14 protein-coding genes are annotated in these 16194 nt (G+C 64.5%); 7 read left to right on the plus strand and 7 right to left on the minus strand.

What is annotated here, in order from left to right:
* Positions 1–71: 71 nt before the first annotated feature.
* The gene (locus HGO38_RS06075) at positions 72–2048 is read right to left on the minus strand and encodes a PhoX family protein (RefSeq protein WP_250955047.1); all 1977 of its coding nucleotides are present in this window, start codon (positions 2046–2048) and stop codon (positions 72–74) included.
* A 334-nt stretch (positions 2049–2382) separates the two neighbouring features.
* Between HGO38_RS06075 and aptA the strand changes: the two genes are divergently transcribed.
* Together aptA and HGO38_RS06085 are read left to right on the plus strand one after the other, a co-directional pair.
* Positions 2383–3711: an omega-aminotransferase AptA gene (gene aptA / locus HGO38_RS06080; RefSeq protein ID WP_250955048.1), complete on the plus strand. Its 1329-nt coding sequence runs from the start codon at positions 2383–2385 to the stop codon at positions 3709–3711.
* Between the two features lie 347 nt (positions 3712–4058).
* Positions 4059–4433, plus strand: coding sequence for a hypothetical protein (locus HGO38_RS06085; protein WP_250955049.1), 375 nt, complete (start codon positions 4059–4061; stop codon positions 4431–4433).
* Positions 4434–4442: 9 nt separating this feature from the next.
* Here the strand turns inward: HGO38_RS06085 and HGO38_RS06090 are convergent, their stop codons facing one another.
* Positions 4443–4913: a TetR family C-terminal domain-containing protein gene (locus HGO38_RS06090; RefSeq protein WP_250955050.1), complete on the minus strand. Its 471-nt coding sequence runs from the start codon at positions 4911–4913 to the stop codon at positions 4443–4445.
* A 767-nt stretch (positions 4914–5680) separates the two neighbouring features.
* On the opposite strand from HGO38_RS06090, the gene HGO38_RS06095 reads away from it, so the two are divergent.
* From HGO38_RS06095 to HGO38_RS06105, 3 genes are all read left to right on the plus strand, one after another.
* A complete protein-coding gene (locus tag HGO38_RS06095; RefSeq protein ID WP_250955051.1) occupies positions 5681–6073 on the plus strand; it encodes a hypothetical protein in 393 nt (130 codons plus the stop codon).
* A gap of 94 nt (positions 6074–6167) precedes the next feature.
* Positions 6168–7862 (plus strand): adenine deaminase, encoded by a 1695-nt coding sequence (ade, locus tag HGO38_RS06100; RefSeq protein ID WP_250955052.1) that lies wholly within the window; start codon positions 6168–6170, stop codon positions 7860–7862.
* An 85-nt stretch (positions 7863–7947) separates the two neighbouring features.
* Positions 7948–8715 carry an ion channel gene (locus HGO38_RS06105; protein ID WP_250955053.1) on the plus strand — a complete coding sequence of 256 codons (768 nt, stop codon included), beginning with the start codon at positions 7948–7950 and terminating at the stop codon, positions 8713–8715.
* A gap of 13 nt (positions 8716–8728) precedes the next feature.
* Here HGO38_RS06105 and aac(6') read toward each other — a convergent pair whose 3' ends face one another.
* Positions 8729–9184, minus strand: a complete 456-nt coding sequence (gene aac(6') / locus HGO38_RS06110) for an aminoglycoside 6'-N-acetyltransferase (protein ID WP_250955054.1) — start codon at positions 9182–9184, stop codon at positions 8729–8731.
* Positions 9185–9202: 18 nt separating this feature from the next.
* A complete protein-coding gene (gene bglA, locus HGO38_RS06115; RefSeq protein ID WP_250955055.1) occupies positions 9203–10873 on the minus strand; it encodes a beta-galactosidase BglA in 1671 nt (556 codons plus the stop codon).
* 129 nt (positions 10874–11002) lie between these two features.
* On the opposite strand from bglA, the gene HGO38_RS06120 reads away from it, so the two are divergent.
* Both HGO38_RS06120 and HGO38_RS06125 read left to right on the plus strand, forming a co-directional pair.
* Complete coding sequence (locus HGO38_RS06120; protein ID WP_250955056.1) at positions 11003–12043, plus strand: Ldh family oxidoreductase; 1041 nt, start codon at positions 11003–11005, stop codon at positions 12041–12043.
* Positions 12044–12233: 190 nt separating this feature from the next.
* Positions 12234–13286 (plus strand): glycosyltransferase family 4 protein, encoded by a 1053-nt coding sequence (locus tag HGO38_RS06125; RefSeq protein WP_250955057.1) that lies wholly within the window; start codon positions 12234–12236, stop codon positions 13284–13286.
* 9 nt (positions 13287–13295) lie between these two features.
* Here the strand turns inward: HGO38_RS06125 and der are convergent, their stop codons facing one another.
* From der to HGO38_RS06140, 3 genes are all read right to left on the minus strand, one after another.
* Positions 13296–14723: a ribosome biogenesis GTPase Der gene (gene der / locus HGO38_RS06130; protein WP_250955058.1), complete on the minus strand. Its 1428-nt coding sequence runs from the start codon at positions 14721–14723 to the stop codon at positions 13296–13298.
* 37 nt (positions 14724–14760) lie between these two features.
* Complete coding sequence (locus HGO38_RS06135; RefSeq protein WP_250955059.1) at positions 14761–15432, minus strand: tetratricopeptide repeat protein; 672 nt, start codon at positions 15430–15432, stop codon at positions 14761–14763.
* Positions 15433–15556: 124 nt separating this feature from the next.
* Positions 15557–16144: an NnrU family protein gene (locus tag HGO38_RS06140; protein WP_250955060.1), complete on the minus strand. Its 588-nt coding sequence runs from the start codon at positions 16142–16144 to the stop codon at positions 15557–15559.
* Positions 16145–16194: the final 50 nt, after the last annotated feature.

Below are 16194 nucleotides of genomic sequence, written 5' to 3' on the forward strand. Positions count from 1 at the left end.
TCACTGGCATCTCAAACTTGTCTAAAGCTTGATAAAGCCACCGCTAATGCCATTTTCACGAGTGTTTTCCGTCAGCTGCCGACCATGCGATTGTCGTCGCGGCTGAGCACGATCAGCGACGGCCGGGCCGGCATGCCGGCCACGAAATCCGGCCATAGCGTCCCGGCATCTTCGATCGACGTCGCGTCCTCGTCATCGGCCAGGCGCAGCTCGCCGGGATGCTGGATCGAGATGAACACCGTCTGCCCGTCCGGCGTAAAGGTCGGCGAGCAGCATTCCGATCCGATCGGCGCCACATAGAACAGCCGCGGCAGGGCGCGGCCCGGTCCTTCCGTATCCATGACGAACAGCGCATCGGCAATGCCCTGCGGCGGCGGGCCATCGGTGGCAACCCACAGCCGTCCGGCCGGATCGACCGACAGATTATCCGGATCGGTAAACCAGCCGTTCGCCGAGGTGGCCGGATGATACATCGCCCCCTCTTCCGGCTTGGCCGGATCGCCGCACAGGATGAAGACGTCCCAGCCGAAGCGCTCGGCGGCAAAGTCCGGTTTGTCGGGCGAACCGGGCGGCACCAGTTCCAGGAGATGGCCGTGCGGGTTGGGACCGCGCGGATTGGCGGCATTGACCTGCTCGGCCTGATCGCCCTCGCCGGCCGGCAGGCGGTCCTCGTTCTCGGTCATCGCCACATAGAGCTTGCCGGTCTTCGGATGCACGATAAAGCCTTCCGGCGCATCCATCGGCGTGGCGCCCATCAGGTCGGCGGCCGCCCGCGTGTTGAGCACCACATCGGCCTGGGTCTTGAAACCGGCCTCCGCCGTCAGCGGCCCTTCACCGGCGGTGAGCGGCAGCCATTCAACCGAACCGTCGCTGCCGAATTTCGCCACCGACAGCGTGCCGTGGTCGAGCAGGTCGCGGTTGGCGGCGCGGTCGCTCGGGTTCCAGGCATCGCGAGTCACGAAGCGGTAGAGATATTCGAAATCGTCGTCGTCGCCCATGAACACCACGACGCGACCGTCCGGCGCCACGCAACATTGCGCGCCTTCATGGGTCATGCGGCCAAGCGCCGTGCGCTTCACCGGCTTGGAGGCCGGATCGAGCGGATCGATCTCGACCACCCAGTCGAAGCGCAGCCATTCGTTCGGCTCGTCCTCGAAGCGCAAACGCGGCTCAACGCGCCCTGCCCCATAAATATCGTTATCCTCCTCGTCCCAGCCCTGGCGCTCGACCAGCTCCTGGTTGGGCAGGCTCTTGTAGTCACCGGCAAACACGTCCATCGAGCCTTCCTCGCCCGACAGCAGCGTGCCCCAGGGCGTGATGCCGCCATTGCAGTTGGAGATGGTGCCGAACACCGTCTTTCCGGTCGGATCCGCCTTGGTCTTCAAGCGGTCATCGCCGGCCGCCGGCCCCGAAATCGCCATCTCCGTGCTCATGTGGATGCGGCGGTTATAGGCGCTGTCCTTGACCACCGCCCATTGCCCGCCGGTCTTGCGCACCTCGACGATGCTGAGGCCCACCGAGGCCATCAGCGCCCGGATCTGGTTGTCGCTGAGCTTGTCGCGATAGTCCTCGTCGGACAGCCCCGGAAACATCAGGAACGGCGTCGCATATTCGTGGCTGATCAGCATCAACCCGTTGTCGGAGCTGGTCGATCCCATAGGCAGCGGCAGGAAATGGGTGAAATCGTTGTTGTAGCCGAACTGCCGTTCGGCCGCCTTGCCGTCCAGCGTCAGCGGATCGAAGGCCGGGCTGTCGGCAAACAGCGCGTCGCCCCAGCGCAGCAGGATCTGGCGGGTATAGCCTTCCGGCCAGTGATCGTCCTTGTCGCGCACCCGGGCCAGCTCGGCAAATGTCAGCGTCGTGGTCTCGGTCGTAGCCAGCGCCGGGCGCGGCAGGACAAGTCCGCCGGCCGCCAGGCTGCCGGCGGTGGCCAGCAGGCCCTTCAGCACGCTGCGCCGCGCGATGCCTTGTGAGAGAATTTCGCCGTATGTTTCTGCAAATGCGCGGCGCGGATTGGGTCGCGCCCTGGTCTTCTGACGATCGGACATGGTGTCTCCGGAAAAGGAACGGGTGAAAAGCCTAAAGTCCGGAGCCAATTGTGATCCTCTCTCCGGCGCAACGACTATGCAAAGCCTTCGCGAAACCTTGATGACGGCCAAAACCCGCCAACTGCACCATCCACAATGGCCCCCTATACTTGGAGCCCCGCGCCGCTCGACGCCCCCAGGCATCACGCCGCACGATTGACCCATGACGTTTGCTGATGGCGGGTTGACGCCGGTCGGCGCGCTGATAATTTGACCGCACCGTCAAAAATCCGGCATCATCGCCACCGCATGGGCAATGGCCGCCCGCCCGCCAAGACCGGCCATGGAGAGCATTATGTCCAACCGCCTGAACACCACCCCCAACGACCTGCGCGCCTTCTGGATGCCGTTTACGGCCAACCGCCAGTTCAAGAAGGAACCGCGCCTCTTCGTCGGGGCCAAGGATATGCATTACACGACCCATGACGGCCGCCAGGTGCTCGACGGCACCGCCGGCCTCTGGTGCGTCAATGCCGGTCACTGCCGTCCGCAGATCACCGAGGCGATTGCCAGCCAGGCCGGCGAGCTGGACTATGCCCCCGCCTTCCAGCTCGGCCATCCCAAGGCGTTTGAGCTTGCCAACCGCCTGGTCGACATCGCCCCCGACGGCCTCGACCACGTCTTCTACACCAATTCCGGCTCCGAATCGGTCGAGACCGCGCTGAAGATCGCGCTCGCCTACCAGCGCGTGAAGGGCAATGGCAGCCGCTTCCGGCTGATCGGCCGCGAGCGCGGCTATCACGGCGTCAATTTCGGCGGCATCTCGGTTGGCGGCATCGTTTCCAACCGAAAGATGTTCGGCACGCTTCTGACCGGCGTCGACCACATGCCGCATACCCACCTGCCCGCCAAGAACGCCTTTGCCAAGGGTCAGCCGGAGCATGGCGCCGAGCTTGCCGACGAGCTGGAGCGCATCGTCACCCTGCATGACGCCTCAACCATCGCCGCCGTCATCGTCGAGCCGGTTTCGGGCTCCACCGGCGTGCTGATCCCGCCGAAGGGCTATCTGCAGAAGCTGCGCGACATCTGCACCAAGCACGGCATCCTGCTGATCTTCGACGAAGTCATCACCGGCTTCGGCCGCCTCGGCGCCCCCTTCGCCTCGCAATATTTCGACGTCAAGCCCGACATCATGGTGACCGCCAAGGGGCTGACCAATGGCGTCATCCCGATGGGCGCCGTCTTCGTCACGCCGGAAATCCACGATGCCTTCATGACCGGCCCGGAACACATGATCGAGTTCATGCACGGCTATACCTATTCCGGCAATCCGGTCGCCTCTGCCGCCGCGATCGGCACGCTCAACACCTATCGCGACGAGAACCTGCTGACCCGCGCTAGCGAACTTGCCCCCTACTGGGAAGAACAGCTGCATTCCTTGCGCGATTGCCCGCATGTCATCGACATCCGCAACCTCGGCCTGATCGGCGCCATCGAGCTTGCCCCGATATCAGGCGAACCGACCAAGCGCGCCTTCAACGCCTTCCTGAAGGCCTACGAGAGCGGCCTTTTGATCCGCACCACCGGCGACATCATCGCCCTCTCGCCCCCGCTGATCATCACAAAAGACCAGATCGACGAACTGTTCGCCAAGCTGCGGACGGTGCTGGAGGCGAATATCTGAGGCAGGCCGTCTGGCGGAACGCCTGAAGGCAGCAGCGTCTCCGCCTCCGTCATCCCGGCCTTGCGCCCGGATCCAGCGTGATCAAGTCCTTGATCGCGCAAGACTCTTTCACGGCGCAGACGCGCCGCGGCTGGATCCCGGCGCAAGGCCGGGATGACGGTGCGTGTGTGGGGAGACGATGCCCGAAGGGCAGATGAGGGGGCCGATGGCGCCGACGCAAACGGCCCCCCTTGCCGCAAGCCGCCGCCAACCCCATGTTAAAATCATGACAGGGTGACGGTCCGCCGCACCTTCCGCCACAGGGCGCTGAACGCCCGACGCCCGAAAGCTTTCAACAGGAGACCGCCATGGTTGACCCGGTAGACCGCATCTCGTCCAGCGCCGCCACCACGGCGACGCAGATCGGCACCAGCCTGTCGATCGAATCGGAGGCCGACAATGCCTGGGTCGCCGCCCGGCAATCCCGCATGACCGCCGATCTGCTGGCGCTCGCCGCCGAAGCGCACAACGAGGCTCCCCACCCACACCCGGCCGAGGACCACGAGCCCGGCGGCGTTCAAGAAGACGGGCACGCCCCGAGCCGGCAGTTCTTCGAGCCGGAGGGCGATGCGCCCGCCGCGGAGCCGGAGCCGGAAGCCACCCTGTCGGGCGAAAGCGAGCGCATCGGCAGCGTCAATTTCGACGATGACACGCCGTTCGGCCATCGCGAGGCGATCGTCTGAGGGCAAGAGTTACGCAGGTTTTGACAGAAAACCCGTGGCCAGCGCCCGAAACGCGTCGATCGCCTTCGGCAGGACATGTTCAGGATCGTCGCTGGCGGCAATCCACAAGGCGGCATTGAGCGCCGCGCCCGCCAGAAGCCGGGCCGCCGCCTCGGCATCGACCGGCTTCATCACCCCTTTGGCGATCAAGTGCTCGACCGCCTGCCGGGTGACCTGCAGGCAGGCATTCTGGCTTGGCCATTGCGAGGGATCGCCCAGCACCGCCGGTCCGTCAAGCAGCACGATGCGCTGCACGTCCGGATCGAGCGCCATCTCGATATAGGCCACCCCTTCCGCCAGCAGCGCCTGCCAATCGTCCTTGGCCTGTTCGCCGACGGCTTGCGCCCGCGCCGCCATCTCCGCGTCGATCTGGTGGACGACGGCCGCCAGTAGCCCGCGCCCCCACCCTCCGTCATCCTCGCCCTTGAGGCGAGGATCCACCGGCCTGACCTCCGTCAGGCCGCCACTCTTTTTGTCAGGCCGAGCGCGCGGCTCTGGATCCTCGCCTCAAGGGCGAGGATGACGACTGTCGGCCCCGACGCGAAGGCGGTTGGCAGCGAGGGTCCCCAGGGGAAATGCACGCACACCAAAGCCCCACCACCACCGCCACCCTTCCCCCTCCACAGCGCCAGCCGCGTCCCCTCTCCCCGCGTGGCGGGGAGAGGGCCAGGGTGAGGGGCATGGCACGACGCCGCACCGAAGCACGCGTCCAGCGGATTCCCCAACAAAATCAAGCCCGCAACCGCCGCCCCATGCCCCCACGCCGCCGCGGCATTAAAATCACCCCGTCCCGTCATCGGATACACCGGTTGCGTTGCCGGCGAGGCGGGACCGGTGCCTCGGTGTGCTGCCAAAACGCGGGCAGGATAGCGGGGGCTGTGTGATGACGGGTCTCCCTCTCGCCGAAAGACGCGGGGCGTGCCTGTGTGGCACCCATGACACGATCGGCAACTGGCTGCTCTAACCGGCAGCCTTTCGGGACGCGGCGGGTTCTGCCCGTCAGCATCCCCCTGGAAAAGGTGCCTGATCCGCGCAGAGAGACCGACCAAGCACGGCACAAAACACCGAACGGGACACGGCTTCGTGTCATATAATTTAAAATCAATCGAGGCATGAAACCGTGTCCCGACCGACCAGCCCGTGAAGGGCACCCGATCACAGCAAACCACGGAGCGAAAACCGCCCGCGTGAACGAGAGGGCATGTCCCATGGCCAAATCCGAAATCCCTTCGATCGATCTCAGCGCCATCGATGAGCGCCTCGCCGACCATCACCAGCGCTTCGCCCGCACGGCGGTCCTCTTGTGGCCGGAGCAGCCTCGATGCGGCTTGCGCAAATGCCGCCGCGACCATTGCTGCACCGGCCCGATGGTCAAGAGCGAGCGCACCAGCGGTGCCACCGCCGCGCAGAAATTCATGGGCCTGTCCGGCACCGCCGCCGCCCGCCTGCCGCTCTGCGTCGCCATGGCGACCGATTGGCATTATGAAAACTACCTCAAAGCCCGCCGCCGCCTGCAAGCCATGTTGGCCACCGACCCGACCCTGCACCTGCCCCGTTACGACCGCCAACTGACCGGCCGGCGGTGGGTTTTGGAGGAGTGACACCAAAGCCCGCCAATCGCCGCCGCCGCCCTTCCCCTCGCCCCCCGCCAGCCGCTACAGTGAAATCAACACATGTCACAACAGGAGTCCCGCCATGAGCACACTCGAGCGCCGCATCGACCAGGGCACCGGCCGTGAGCCGGCCGATCTCGTGCTGACCGGCGGCCGCTTCTTCGATCTGGTGACCGGCGAGCTGGTCGCCTCCGACATCGCGCTCTGCGGCGACCGCATTATCGGCACCTGCGAGAGTTATGACGGCGTCGAGGTGATCGACATCTCGGGGAAAATCGTCGTGCCGGGCTTCATCGATACCCATCTGCATATCGAAAGCTCGCTGGTCACCCCGCACGAATTCGACCGCTGCGTGCTGCCCTATGGCGTGACCACCGTCATCTGCGATCCGCACGAGATCGCCAATGTGCTGGGGGCGGAAGGCATCCAGTTCTTCCTCGACAGCGCCCGCGAGACGATCATGGACATCCGCGTCCAGCTCTCCTCCTGCGTGCCGGCCACCCATCTGGAAACCTCCGGCGCCGACCTGCCGATCGACAAGCTGCTGCCGTTCCGCAATCATGAAAAGGTCATCGGCCTGGCCGAATTCATGAATTTTCCGGGCGTCATCCACAAGGACCCGATCTGCATGGCCAAGCTGGAAGCCTTTCAGGGCGGCCATATCGACGGTCATGCGCCGCTTTTGTCGGGCCGCGACCTGAACGGCTATCTCTCGGCCGGCATCCGCACCGAGCATGAATCGACCAGTGCCGCGGAGGCCATGGAAAAGATCCGAAAGGGCATGCATATCCTGGTGCGCGAGGGCTCGGTGTCGAAGGACCTGCACGCCCTGCTGCCGATCATCACCGAGCGCCTGTCACCCTTTCTGGCGCTCTGCACCGATGACCGCAACCCGCTCGACATCGCCGAACACGGCCATCTCGACTACATGATCCGCACGGCGATTGCGAATGGCGTCGAACCGCTGGCGATCTACCGTGCCGCCTCGATTTCCGCGGCCCGCGCCTTCGGCCTGCGCGACCGTGGCCTGGTGGCACCCGGCTGGCGGGCCGATCTGGTCGTGCTCGACAGCCTGGAAAGCTGCAAGGCCGAAATGGTCTTTGCCGGCGGCCGCCGCGTCACCGATGCGCTGTTTGCCAGCCGCAAACCGGTCACCCCGGTCGGCCTCGACAGCGTCAAGGCGCGGCCGGTGCAGTCGGCCCAGTTCGCCGTGCCGGTCGCCGATGGCGAAACGCCCGTGATGGGCGTGCTGCCGGGAAAAATCATCACCGAATACCGCCGCTACCGCCTGCCGGTCTCCGGCAACCAGTCGACGGTCGATCTGACCCGCGACATCATCAAGGTCGCCGTCATCGAGCGCCATGGCAAGAACGGCAACCACGCCAATGGCTTCGTGCAGGGCTTTGGCCTGAAGAAGGGCGCCATCGCCTCGACCGTCGGCCATGACAGCCACAATATCTGCGTGGTCGGCGTCAACGAGGACGACATGGCGCTCGCCGCCAACCGCTTGAGCGTGATCAAGGGCGGCTTCGTGGTGGTCGAGGATGGCAAGGTCACCGGAGAAATCCCCCTGCCGGTCGCCGGCCTGATGAGCCTGGAGCCCTATGAAAGCGTCCGCGACACCCTGCACGCCCTGCGCAAAGCCGCCTATGCGCTGGGCTCGACGCTGGAGGAACCCTTCCTGCAACTCGCCTTCCTGCCGCTGCCCGTCATCCCCCACCTGAAGATCTCCGACAAGGGCATGGTCGATGTCGACAAGTTCATGCTGATCGGGTGAGAAGCGCACCTTCCCTTGACATTGCCGCCCGCCGCGCCAGATGGTCGGAAATGTTGACATGCAGCCAGTACCCCGATCGGCGCCGATGACAGAGCTAGATTTCCGCCACCGGCTGCGCCGGCTCTATATCGGCCAGGACAAGGCGGCGATCCGCTTCCAGATCGCGCTGACGCTGGTGGATCTCGCCATCATCGCCTTCTTCATCCTCGGCCCCTATCTGCGCGCCGGCCCGAGCTATCTGATCATCGATTACCTGATCGCCGCCTGGATCGCCGCGGAACTGACCGCCCGCGCCATCATCGCCCGCGACCTGAAGGACTGGCTGAAGCGGCCGATCATCTGGGTGGATTTCATCATCCTCGGCACGCTGCTCTTCCCCGACCTGCTCTACAGCTTCGCCTTCTTAAGGGCGATGCGCATCTGGGCAATCGGCGAGAGCACGCTGCTGCGGGTCATTCTGCGGCGCCTCGGCCAGAGCCATCTCGGCGACGTCATCCGCGCCGTGATCAATGCGCTGGTCTTCCTGTTCATGGCGACCGGCTTCGTCTACACGTTTTTCTTCTATCGCCGGGACGGCATCGAAGGCTTTGTCGATGCGCTCTATTTCACCGTCGCGACCGTCACCACGACAGGCTTCGGCGATATCACCCTGCCCGGCACGCTCGGCAAGCTGACCTCGATCGTCACCATGATCGTCGGCATCTCGCTGTTCGTGCGGCTTGCCCAGGCCATTGTCCGGCCCTTCAAGGTCACCTTTCCCTGCCCGCAATGCGGGCTCAGCCGCCACGATGCCGACGCCGTGCACTGCAAGGCCTGCGGCCATGTGCTGAACATTCCCGACGAAGGCCTGTAACGCCGGCCGTCCGTCAGTCCGAGGGATCGAGCCGCTTGCGGAAATAGACGACGCGCTGCGTCTCCTCGAAGCCTAGCGCCCGGTGCATGGCATGCGACGCTGAATTGCCCAGATCCGCATCGGAGGCCAGTTCCTGCACGCCCTTGTGCCGGGCCCACTCGATGACCGCCGCCACAAGGCCGGCCGCCACCCCTTGGCCCCGGAACTGCGGGCTGACCACGATGCCTTCGAGAAAGGCGACCGGCGAGGTCTCGCAACCATTCACATAGTCGGTGCGCAGGCTGGCCTCGGCAAGGCCGATCACCTCTCCCGCCTCACCATGACAGACAAACGCCGCCAGCCGGTCCGGCTCGTCCAGCGTGGCGCGGATCTCGACCCGGTGATCGGCAAGCGACGTCTGCGGCCAGAGCAGATGGCGCAGCGCCGTCCAGGCCTCGAGTTGGTCGATGCCGGCCGGCTCTACGCGCATGTCAACACCTCCTGCAGGTCAAAGCCGCGCACAAAAGCCGTCCAGCGTCGGCAGATGCACGACTTGGCCCTTGATCGTGCCAAGGCAGCCCGGCAGCGCCAAGGCTTCCTTGACCTTGATATCGGCCGGCAGCGTCACCTCCTGCGGCCCGCGGCGCATGTTGAACACGAACAGCAGGCGCTCGCCGGCCTTTTCGCGGGTGAAGGCCAGCACGTCTTCCTTGGTCTTGATGAACTGCATGTCGCCGTCGATCATCGGCGCATGCGCCTTGCGGAAGGCCAAGGTCTCCCGGTAATGGGCGAGCACCGAGTCCGGCATTTTTTCCTGGGCGTCGACGGAAAGCGCCTGATGCTCCGCCGGCACCGGTAGCCATGGCGTGCCGGTGGTGAAGCCGGCATGGGCACTGCCGCTCGACCAGACCATCGGTGTGCGGCAGCCGTCGCGGCCCTTGAAGGACGGCCAGAAGCGGATGCCATAGGGATCGCGTAGATCCTCGAAGGCGAGATCCGCCTCGGTAAGGCCCAGTTCCTCGCCCTGGTAGAGGCAGATGGAACCGCGTAGCGCCGACAGGATGCTGATCGACAGTTTGGCGACCCGCACCACCTCCAGCGGCCCCTCGATGAACCGGGTGACATGACGGATCACGTCATGGTTGGAAAAGGCCCAGCACACCCAGCCATCGGCCACCATGGTCTGGAATGCCGTGACGCAGTCGCGGATATGGGTCGGCGTGAAGCCCGGCCCCAGCAGGTCGAAGGTGTAGCACATATGCAGCTTGTCGCCGCCGCCGGTATAATCGGCCAGTGTCTTCAGCGAGCGGGCGCCGTCGCCCACCTCGCCGACCGTCGCCCGGCCGTCGTACTGGTCGAGCAGGGCGCGCAGCCGCCGCAGGAAATCGAGATTTTCCGGCTGCGTCTTGTCGTAGAGGTGGTTCTGCATGCCATAGGGATTGACATCCGGCGCATCGAGGCCGGGCGCATCGTCTTCGTTCTTGGCGAGCGGCGGGTTGTCGCGCAATTCCTTGTCGTGGAAATAGTAGTTGACCGTATCGAGGCGAAAACCGTCGACGCCGCGATCCAGCCAGAATTTCACGGTGTCCAGCACGGCATCCTGCACATCCGGATTGTGGAAATTGAGATCCGGCTGCGAGCCGAGGAAATTGTGCAGGTAATATTGCCGGCGCTGCCCCTCCCATTCCCAGGCCGGACCACCGAAGATCGACATCCAGTTGTTCGGCGCTGTGCCATCCGGCTTGGCCGGACCCCAGACATACCAGTCTGCCTTGGGATTGCTGCGGCTGGAGCGGCTCTCGATGAACCAGGGATGGCGATCGGAAGTGTGGGAAATCACCTGGTCGATGATGACCTTGATCCCCAGCCGATGGGCTTCCTTCATCATCTCGTCGAAATCGGCCAGCGTCCCGAACATCGGATCGACGTCGCAGTAATCGGCGACGTCATAGCCCATGTCGGCCATCGGCGAGGTGAAGAACGGCGACAGCCAGATGGCATCGACACCGAGCGAGGCGATATAGGGTAGCCGCTCCGTCACCCCCTTCAGGTCGCCGATACCGTCACCATTGGTGTCCTGGAACGAGCGCGGATAGACCTGATAGATCACCGCACCCCGCCACCAGTCGGCATTGGTTTTGGTTTTTGGGGATGTACTTTTGCGGGGGGAATTTGCCATTGTGGGATCCTGCGGCTGGAGCGTGGCGGGTCGTTGAAGGCCTTGAGCTTTGTGAATATAGGCAAACGACCACGGCTGGCCAGTGCAGAACCGGCCTTTTGTGACGAACCGGCCCGGAGGGACACGACCATGAGCGATGATCTGCTGCTCTCGCTGGCCGACATCGAGGCCCTGGTGCAAGACGCCTGCACGGCCTGCGGCATGACCGACGCTGCCGCCGCGTCGCTGACCGCGGCCACCATTTCCGCCGAGGCCAGCGGCAACCGCGCCGTCGGCCTGTCGCACCTGCTCGACTATCTGAAGGGCCTGGAAGACGGGCGGATCGACGGACAGGCCGCACCGCGGATCAGCTCGCCGGCCCCAGCCCTCGTCAAGATCGATGCAAGGCGCGGCATCGCCCAATACGGCTTCGATCTCGCCTTCGACGACCTGACCACCCGCGCCAGAACCTTCGGCATTGCGCTTCTGTCGCAGCACAACAGCTATACGACGGGAGAGCTCGGCTATTATCCGTGGCGGCTGGCAAAGGCCGGCCTGGCGGCGATCGCCGTCACCAACGGCCCGGCGCTGATGACGGTGCCGGGCGGGCGGAGACCGGTTTACTGCACCAATCCGCTGGCCTTTGCCGCACCCCGCGCCAACGGTCCGCCGCTGCTGATCGACCAGTCCAGCAGCAGCACGGCCTTTGTCAACATTCGCGCCGCCGCCGCGGCTGGCACAAGCCTGGCCGAAGGCTGGGCGGTCGATGGACAGGGACAGCCGACCACCGATGCGAGCGAGGCTCTGAAAGGCGCGTTGCTGACCTTCGGCGGCAGCCGCGGCGCCAACCTGGCCCTGATGGTCGAAGTCATGGCCGCCGGGCTTGGCGCTGCCAACTGGTCGATGGATGCGCCGGGCTTTGAAGCCGGCGCCGACAGTCCCGGTTCAGGCCTCGTGGTCATTGCCATATCACCGGCCCTGCTCGATCCGGCCTTCGAAACCCGGCTGGACGAGCAGCTTCGACGGCTGTCCGGCGAAGGCGTGCATATCCCCGGCCGGGACAAGGCCGCCAGGCTGGACGAAGCACAGAAGGCGGGCCTGCGCCTGTCGCGCAAACTCGTCGAAACCCTGCGTTCTCCGGTGACCGATGCGGCATTTGCGGCGAAAGGGCCGGCTGACATCAAACTGTAATCATACCATCACATAAAGCGGGGCATCACGACGAAGGTGGAATCAAACCGCCGGCGGCCCAAGGCAGAACCCGGTCCCAGGCAACGTTTGCTTGAGGCCATCGTCCCGACGATCCAGACACCCTGCGGCAACGGACGGACATGCCGAAAACCTCTCGTCGGCCCATGCACATGAAGGTAGCGGCCACGCCATGCTGAGATTGACCCTCGTGACGGATGCCTGGCACCCCCAGGTCAACGGCGTCGTCCGCTCCATCGAGAACACCAATGCGGTTCTGGCCCGCATGGGCGTCGAGGTCTCCATGGTGACCCCTCAGCCGTTTCGCAGCATTCCGATGCCGACCTATCCGGAAATCCGCCTGTCGCTGGCAAGCTATGGCCAGATCGCCCGTTTGATCGAGTCCCAGCAGCCGACCTTCCTGCACATCGCCACCGAAGGGCCGCTCGGACTGATGGCGCGGCGCTGGTGCCTGAAGAACGGCATGCCGTTTTCCACCAGCTATCACACCCGCTTTCCCGAATATGTGGCGACGCGCGTGCCGGTGCCGCTTGGCTGGCTCTATGCCTATGTTCGCTGGTTCCACAATCGCGGCGGCGCCTGCATGGTGGCGACCGAAAGCCTGCGCCGCGAACTGGAGGGCAAGGGCCTCACCAATCTGTGCCTGTGGAGCCGCGGTATCGACACCACGCTGTTCCACCCCGCTCCGCTCGAAGACAGACCCTTCGACCTGCCGCGCCCGCTCTACATGACCGTCGGTCGGGTGGCGGTGGAGAAGAACCTGCCGGCCTTTCTCGATCTCGACCTGCCCGGCTCGAAAGTGGTGATCGGCGACGGCCCGGCCCGCGCCGAGTTGCAAGCCCGCTATCCCGATGTGCTGTTTACCGGCGTGAAATTCGGCAGGGAGCTGGCGGCCGCCTATGCGCAGGCCGATGTCTTCGTGTTTCCGTCAAAGACCGACACCTTCGGCAACACCATTCTGGAAGCGCTCGCCTCCGGCGTGCCGGTCGCCGCCTTTCCGGTGACCGGTCCGGTCGACATCCTCACGCCGGAAAGCCAGGCCGGCGCGCTCGACGACGATCTGGCGCTCGCCTGCCGAAAGGCACTCGACTGCTCGCGCGAAGCGGCCCGCAAACTCGCCGAAACCTATTCCTGGGAGGCGGCAACCCGGCAGTTCTTCGACAATGTCCAGGCCGCCAAGGCGCAAGGCCAGAAACGCAGCCTGCTGCGCCGCCGCTACGTGTGAAGAAGCCGCCTATCGCTTCTTGCGGCGGTTTTCGAAGGGGTTTTCAGACGCCTTCAGGTGAATGCGGATCGGCACGCCCGGCAGCTTGAAATCGTTGCGCAGGCCGTTGGTCAGGAAGCGGATATAGGATTCCGGCACCGATTCCGGCCGCGTGCAGGAAATCATGAAGCCCGGTGGGCGGGCCTTGACCTGGGTCATGTATTTCAGCTTCAAACGGCGGCCGGAGACGGCCGGTGGCGGATGCTGGATCTGCTGGGTCTCAAGCCATTTGTTCAGCTTCGCCGTCGAGATGCGGCGGTTCCACACCATGTCCGTGTCGATGATCGACTGCATCAGCCGGTCGAGGCCATAGCCGGTCTGGCCGGCAATCGGCACGGCGCGGATGCCGCGGGCCTGCGGCAGCAGCCGTTCGGTCTTTTCGCGCAGGTCGGCCAGGACGGCCTGGGTGTCCTCGACCAGATCCCACTTGTTGAAGGCCAGCACCGCGGCGCGGCCCTCGCGCATCACCAGGTCGACCAGCTGCAGATCCTGCTTTTCGAAGGGAATGGTGGCATCGAAAACGATGACCACCAGTTCGGCAAAGCGGATGGACCGAATGCTGTCGGCGACGGAGAGCTTTTCAAGCTTTTCCTGGACACGCGCCTTCTTGCGCATGCCGGCCGTGTCGAACATCTTGATGGTGCGGCCGCGCCAGTCCCATTGCACCGAGATGCTGTCGCGGGTAATGCCGGCTTCAGGCCCGGTCAACAGCCGGTCCTCGCCGAGGAAGCGGTTGATCAGCGTCGACTTGCCGGCATTCGGACGGCCGATAATCGCCACCCGCAACGGCTTGGTATCGTCATATTCCGGTTCATGGTCGTCGTCCTCGACATCCACGTCGGCATCGGCCCGGATATCGACATCGGTCACCGCCTCGTCGAACTCCGGCGGAAAGGCCCGCTCCTCGCCGAGGGCCTCAACGATGGCGTCGCGCAGGTCGATCATGCCCTGGCCATGTTCGGCCGAAATCGGGCAAGGCTCGCCAAGGCCGAGTGTGAAGGCGTCGTAGAAACCGCCTTCGGAGCCCTTGGCTTCGGACTTGTTGGCGACCAGCACGACCGGCTTGCCGCGCCGGCGCAGCATGTCGGCCAGCGTCTGGTCGGCCGGCGTCAGGCCGGCCTTGGCATCCACCACGAACAGCGTGAGATCCGCCTCGTCGATCGCCGCTTCTGTCTGCAGCCACATGCGGCCCTGCAGCGTATCCGGACCCGATTGCTCGAGACCGGCCGTATCGATGATGGTGAAACGCAGGTCGATGAGCTTGGCATCGCCCGGGCGACGGTCGCGGGTCACCCCCGGCGTGTCGTCGACAAGCGCCAGCTTCTTTCCGACCAGACGGTTGAAAAGCGTGGATTTGCCGACATTGGGGCGCCCGACGATGGCGACTGTAAAGTTCATCTAACGTGTCTTTCTGCCTTGTGCCGCGGTGACGCGATCAGGGCGCCTTGCCCGAAGCGGCAATATTGTCGAGCAATGCCTGGGCACGGGTCGCGACATTGCGCGGCGCCTCGGCATCCTCGGTGATCTGTTCGAACCATTCGCGGGCCCGCACCATGTCGCCGGCCTTGTAGGCCGACAGTCCCAGCGCCTCGCGCGCCGAATGGCGCAGCGCATTGAGCGGTGTCGCCATGGATTCCACCTCGGCGGACACCTGTTCGTACGTACCTGTGTCGATCAGCAGCCAGGCGGCGCGCATCCGCGCCACGCTGCGGACCACGTCCATGACGCTGGTATCCTTGCCGATCGCCGAGAATGCGGCAATGGCGCCTGAGGTATCGCCCTTTTCAGCCATGACAGTCGCCGCCCGCAGGCGCGCCAGCACCGGATAGGCCCCATGACCTTCCTTCTCCAGCACGGCAAGCACCGCCAGCGCATCCTCGCTCTTGCCTTCATTGGCCAGCTTCAGGGCTGTCAGGAACCGGTCGCCGGAGACCGAAGCCCGGCCCTCGTGCCAATATTCATAACCGCGATAGGCAGCCGTGCCGACCACGATCAATACGGCCACGCCGATGATGATCAGACCGAACCGCTTCCATACGGACTGCATCTGTTCGGAGCGAAGCTCTTCATTGACTTCGCGAATAAAGCTGTCGTTGTTGTCAACCATGTCTATTTCCGGAGGTCCGGCCTTTTTAAGCGGATGTCATGCGTGAGCGGCCTTCTACCCCATTTTTCAGCCGTTGTAAGGGGTAGCCGGTCATTTCACCGTCATTGAGCCAATATGGCCGTGATTACGAGGCCAGCATCGGCAGCGGAGCCACCCCGATCAGCCATACATGCAGCTTCCAGATGAAGGCAGCCCAGACCAGCGTACCGACCACCGCCGCGATCAGATCGTAGCGTCCCGACACGAAGGGCCGCAGCACCACCTCGCCGGCCTTCTGGCGGCGCTTCAGCACGATCCTGAGGATCACGCCCCAGGCGAGAAACGAGACAAACAGCAGGACCGAGCGCAGATCGCCGTTCGACAGCAGATGCGCCAGCGCCCAGATCTTGACCGACAGCACCATGGGATGTTTGGTCTTGGCGGCGATATGCCCGGCCGGGATGACGCTGGCGACCAGACAGATCATCGCAAACAGCATCAGCGTGACGCTCAGATGCGCCATGCCGGCCGGCGGATACCAGAGATTGATGACCGGCGCGATGCTCCAGCCATAGATCAGCACGATGAGCGAAACGACGCTCAGCACCGAATAGGCGCCTTTCCAGCCCTGCTCGCCAAGCCTGGCGATCATTGCCGCGCGAAACCCAGGGGCCACCACGCGGATCATATGCGTGCCGAGAAAAAGTACGATCCCGATGATCAGAACTGTCATTGTCGAAGATCCCGTCCGTTGAATTGGTTACCCCATGCCCATAAGGCCGA

The sequence above is a fragment of the Rhizobium sp. CG5 genome, from assembly GCF_023701945.1.
Classification (GTDB): Bacteria; Pseudomonadota; Alphaproteobacteria; order Rhizobiales; family Rhizobiaceae; genus Allorhizobium.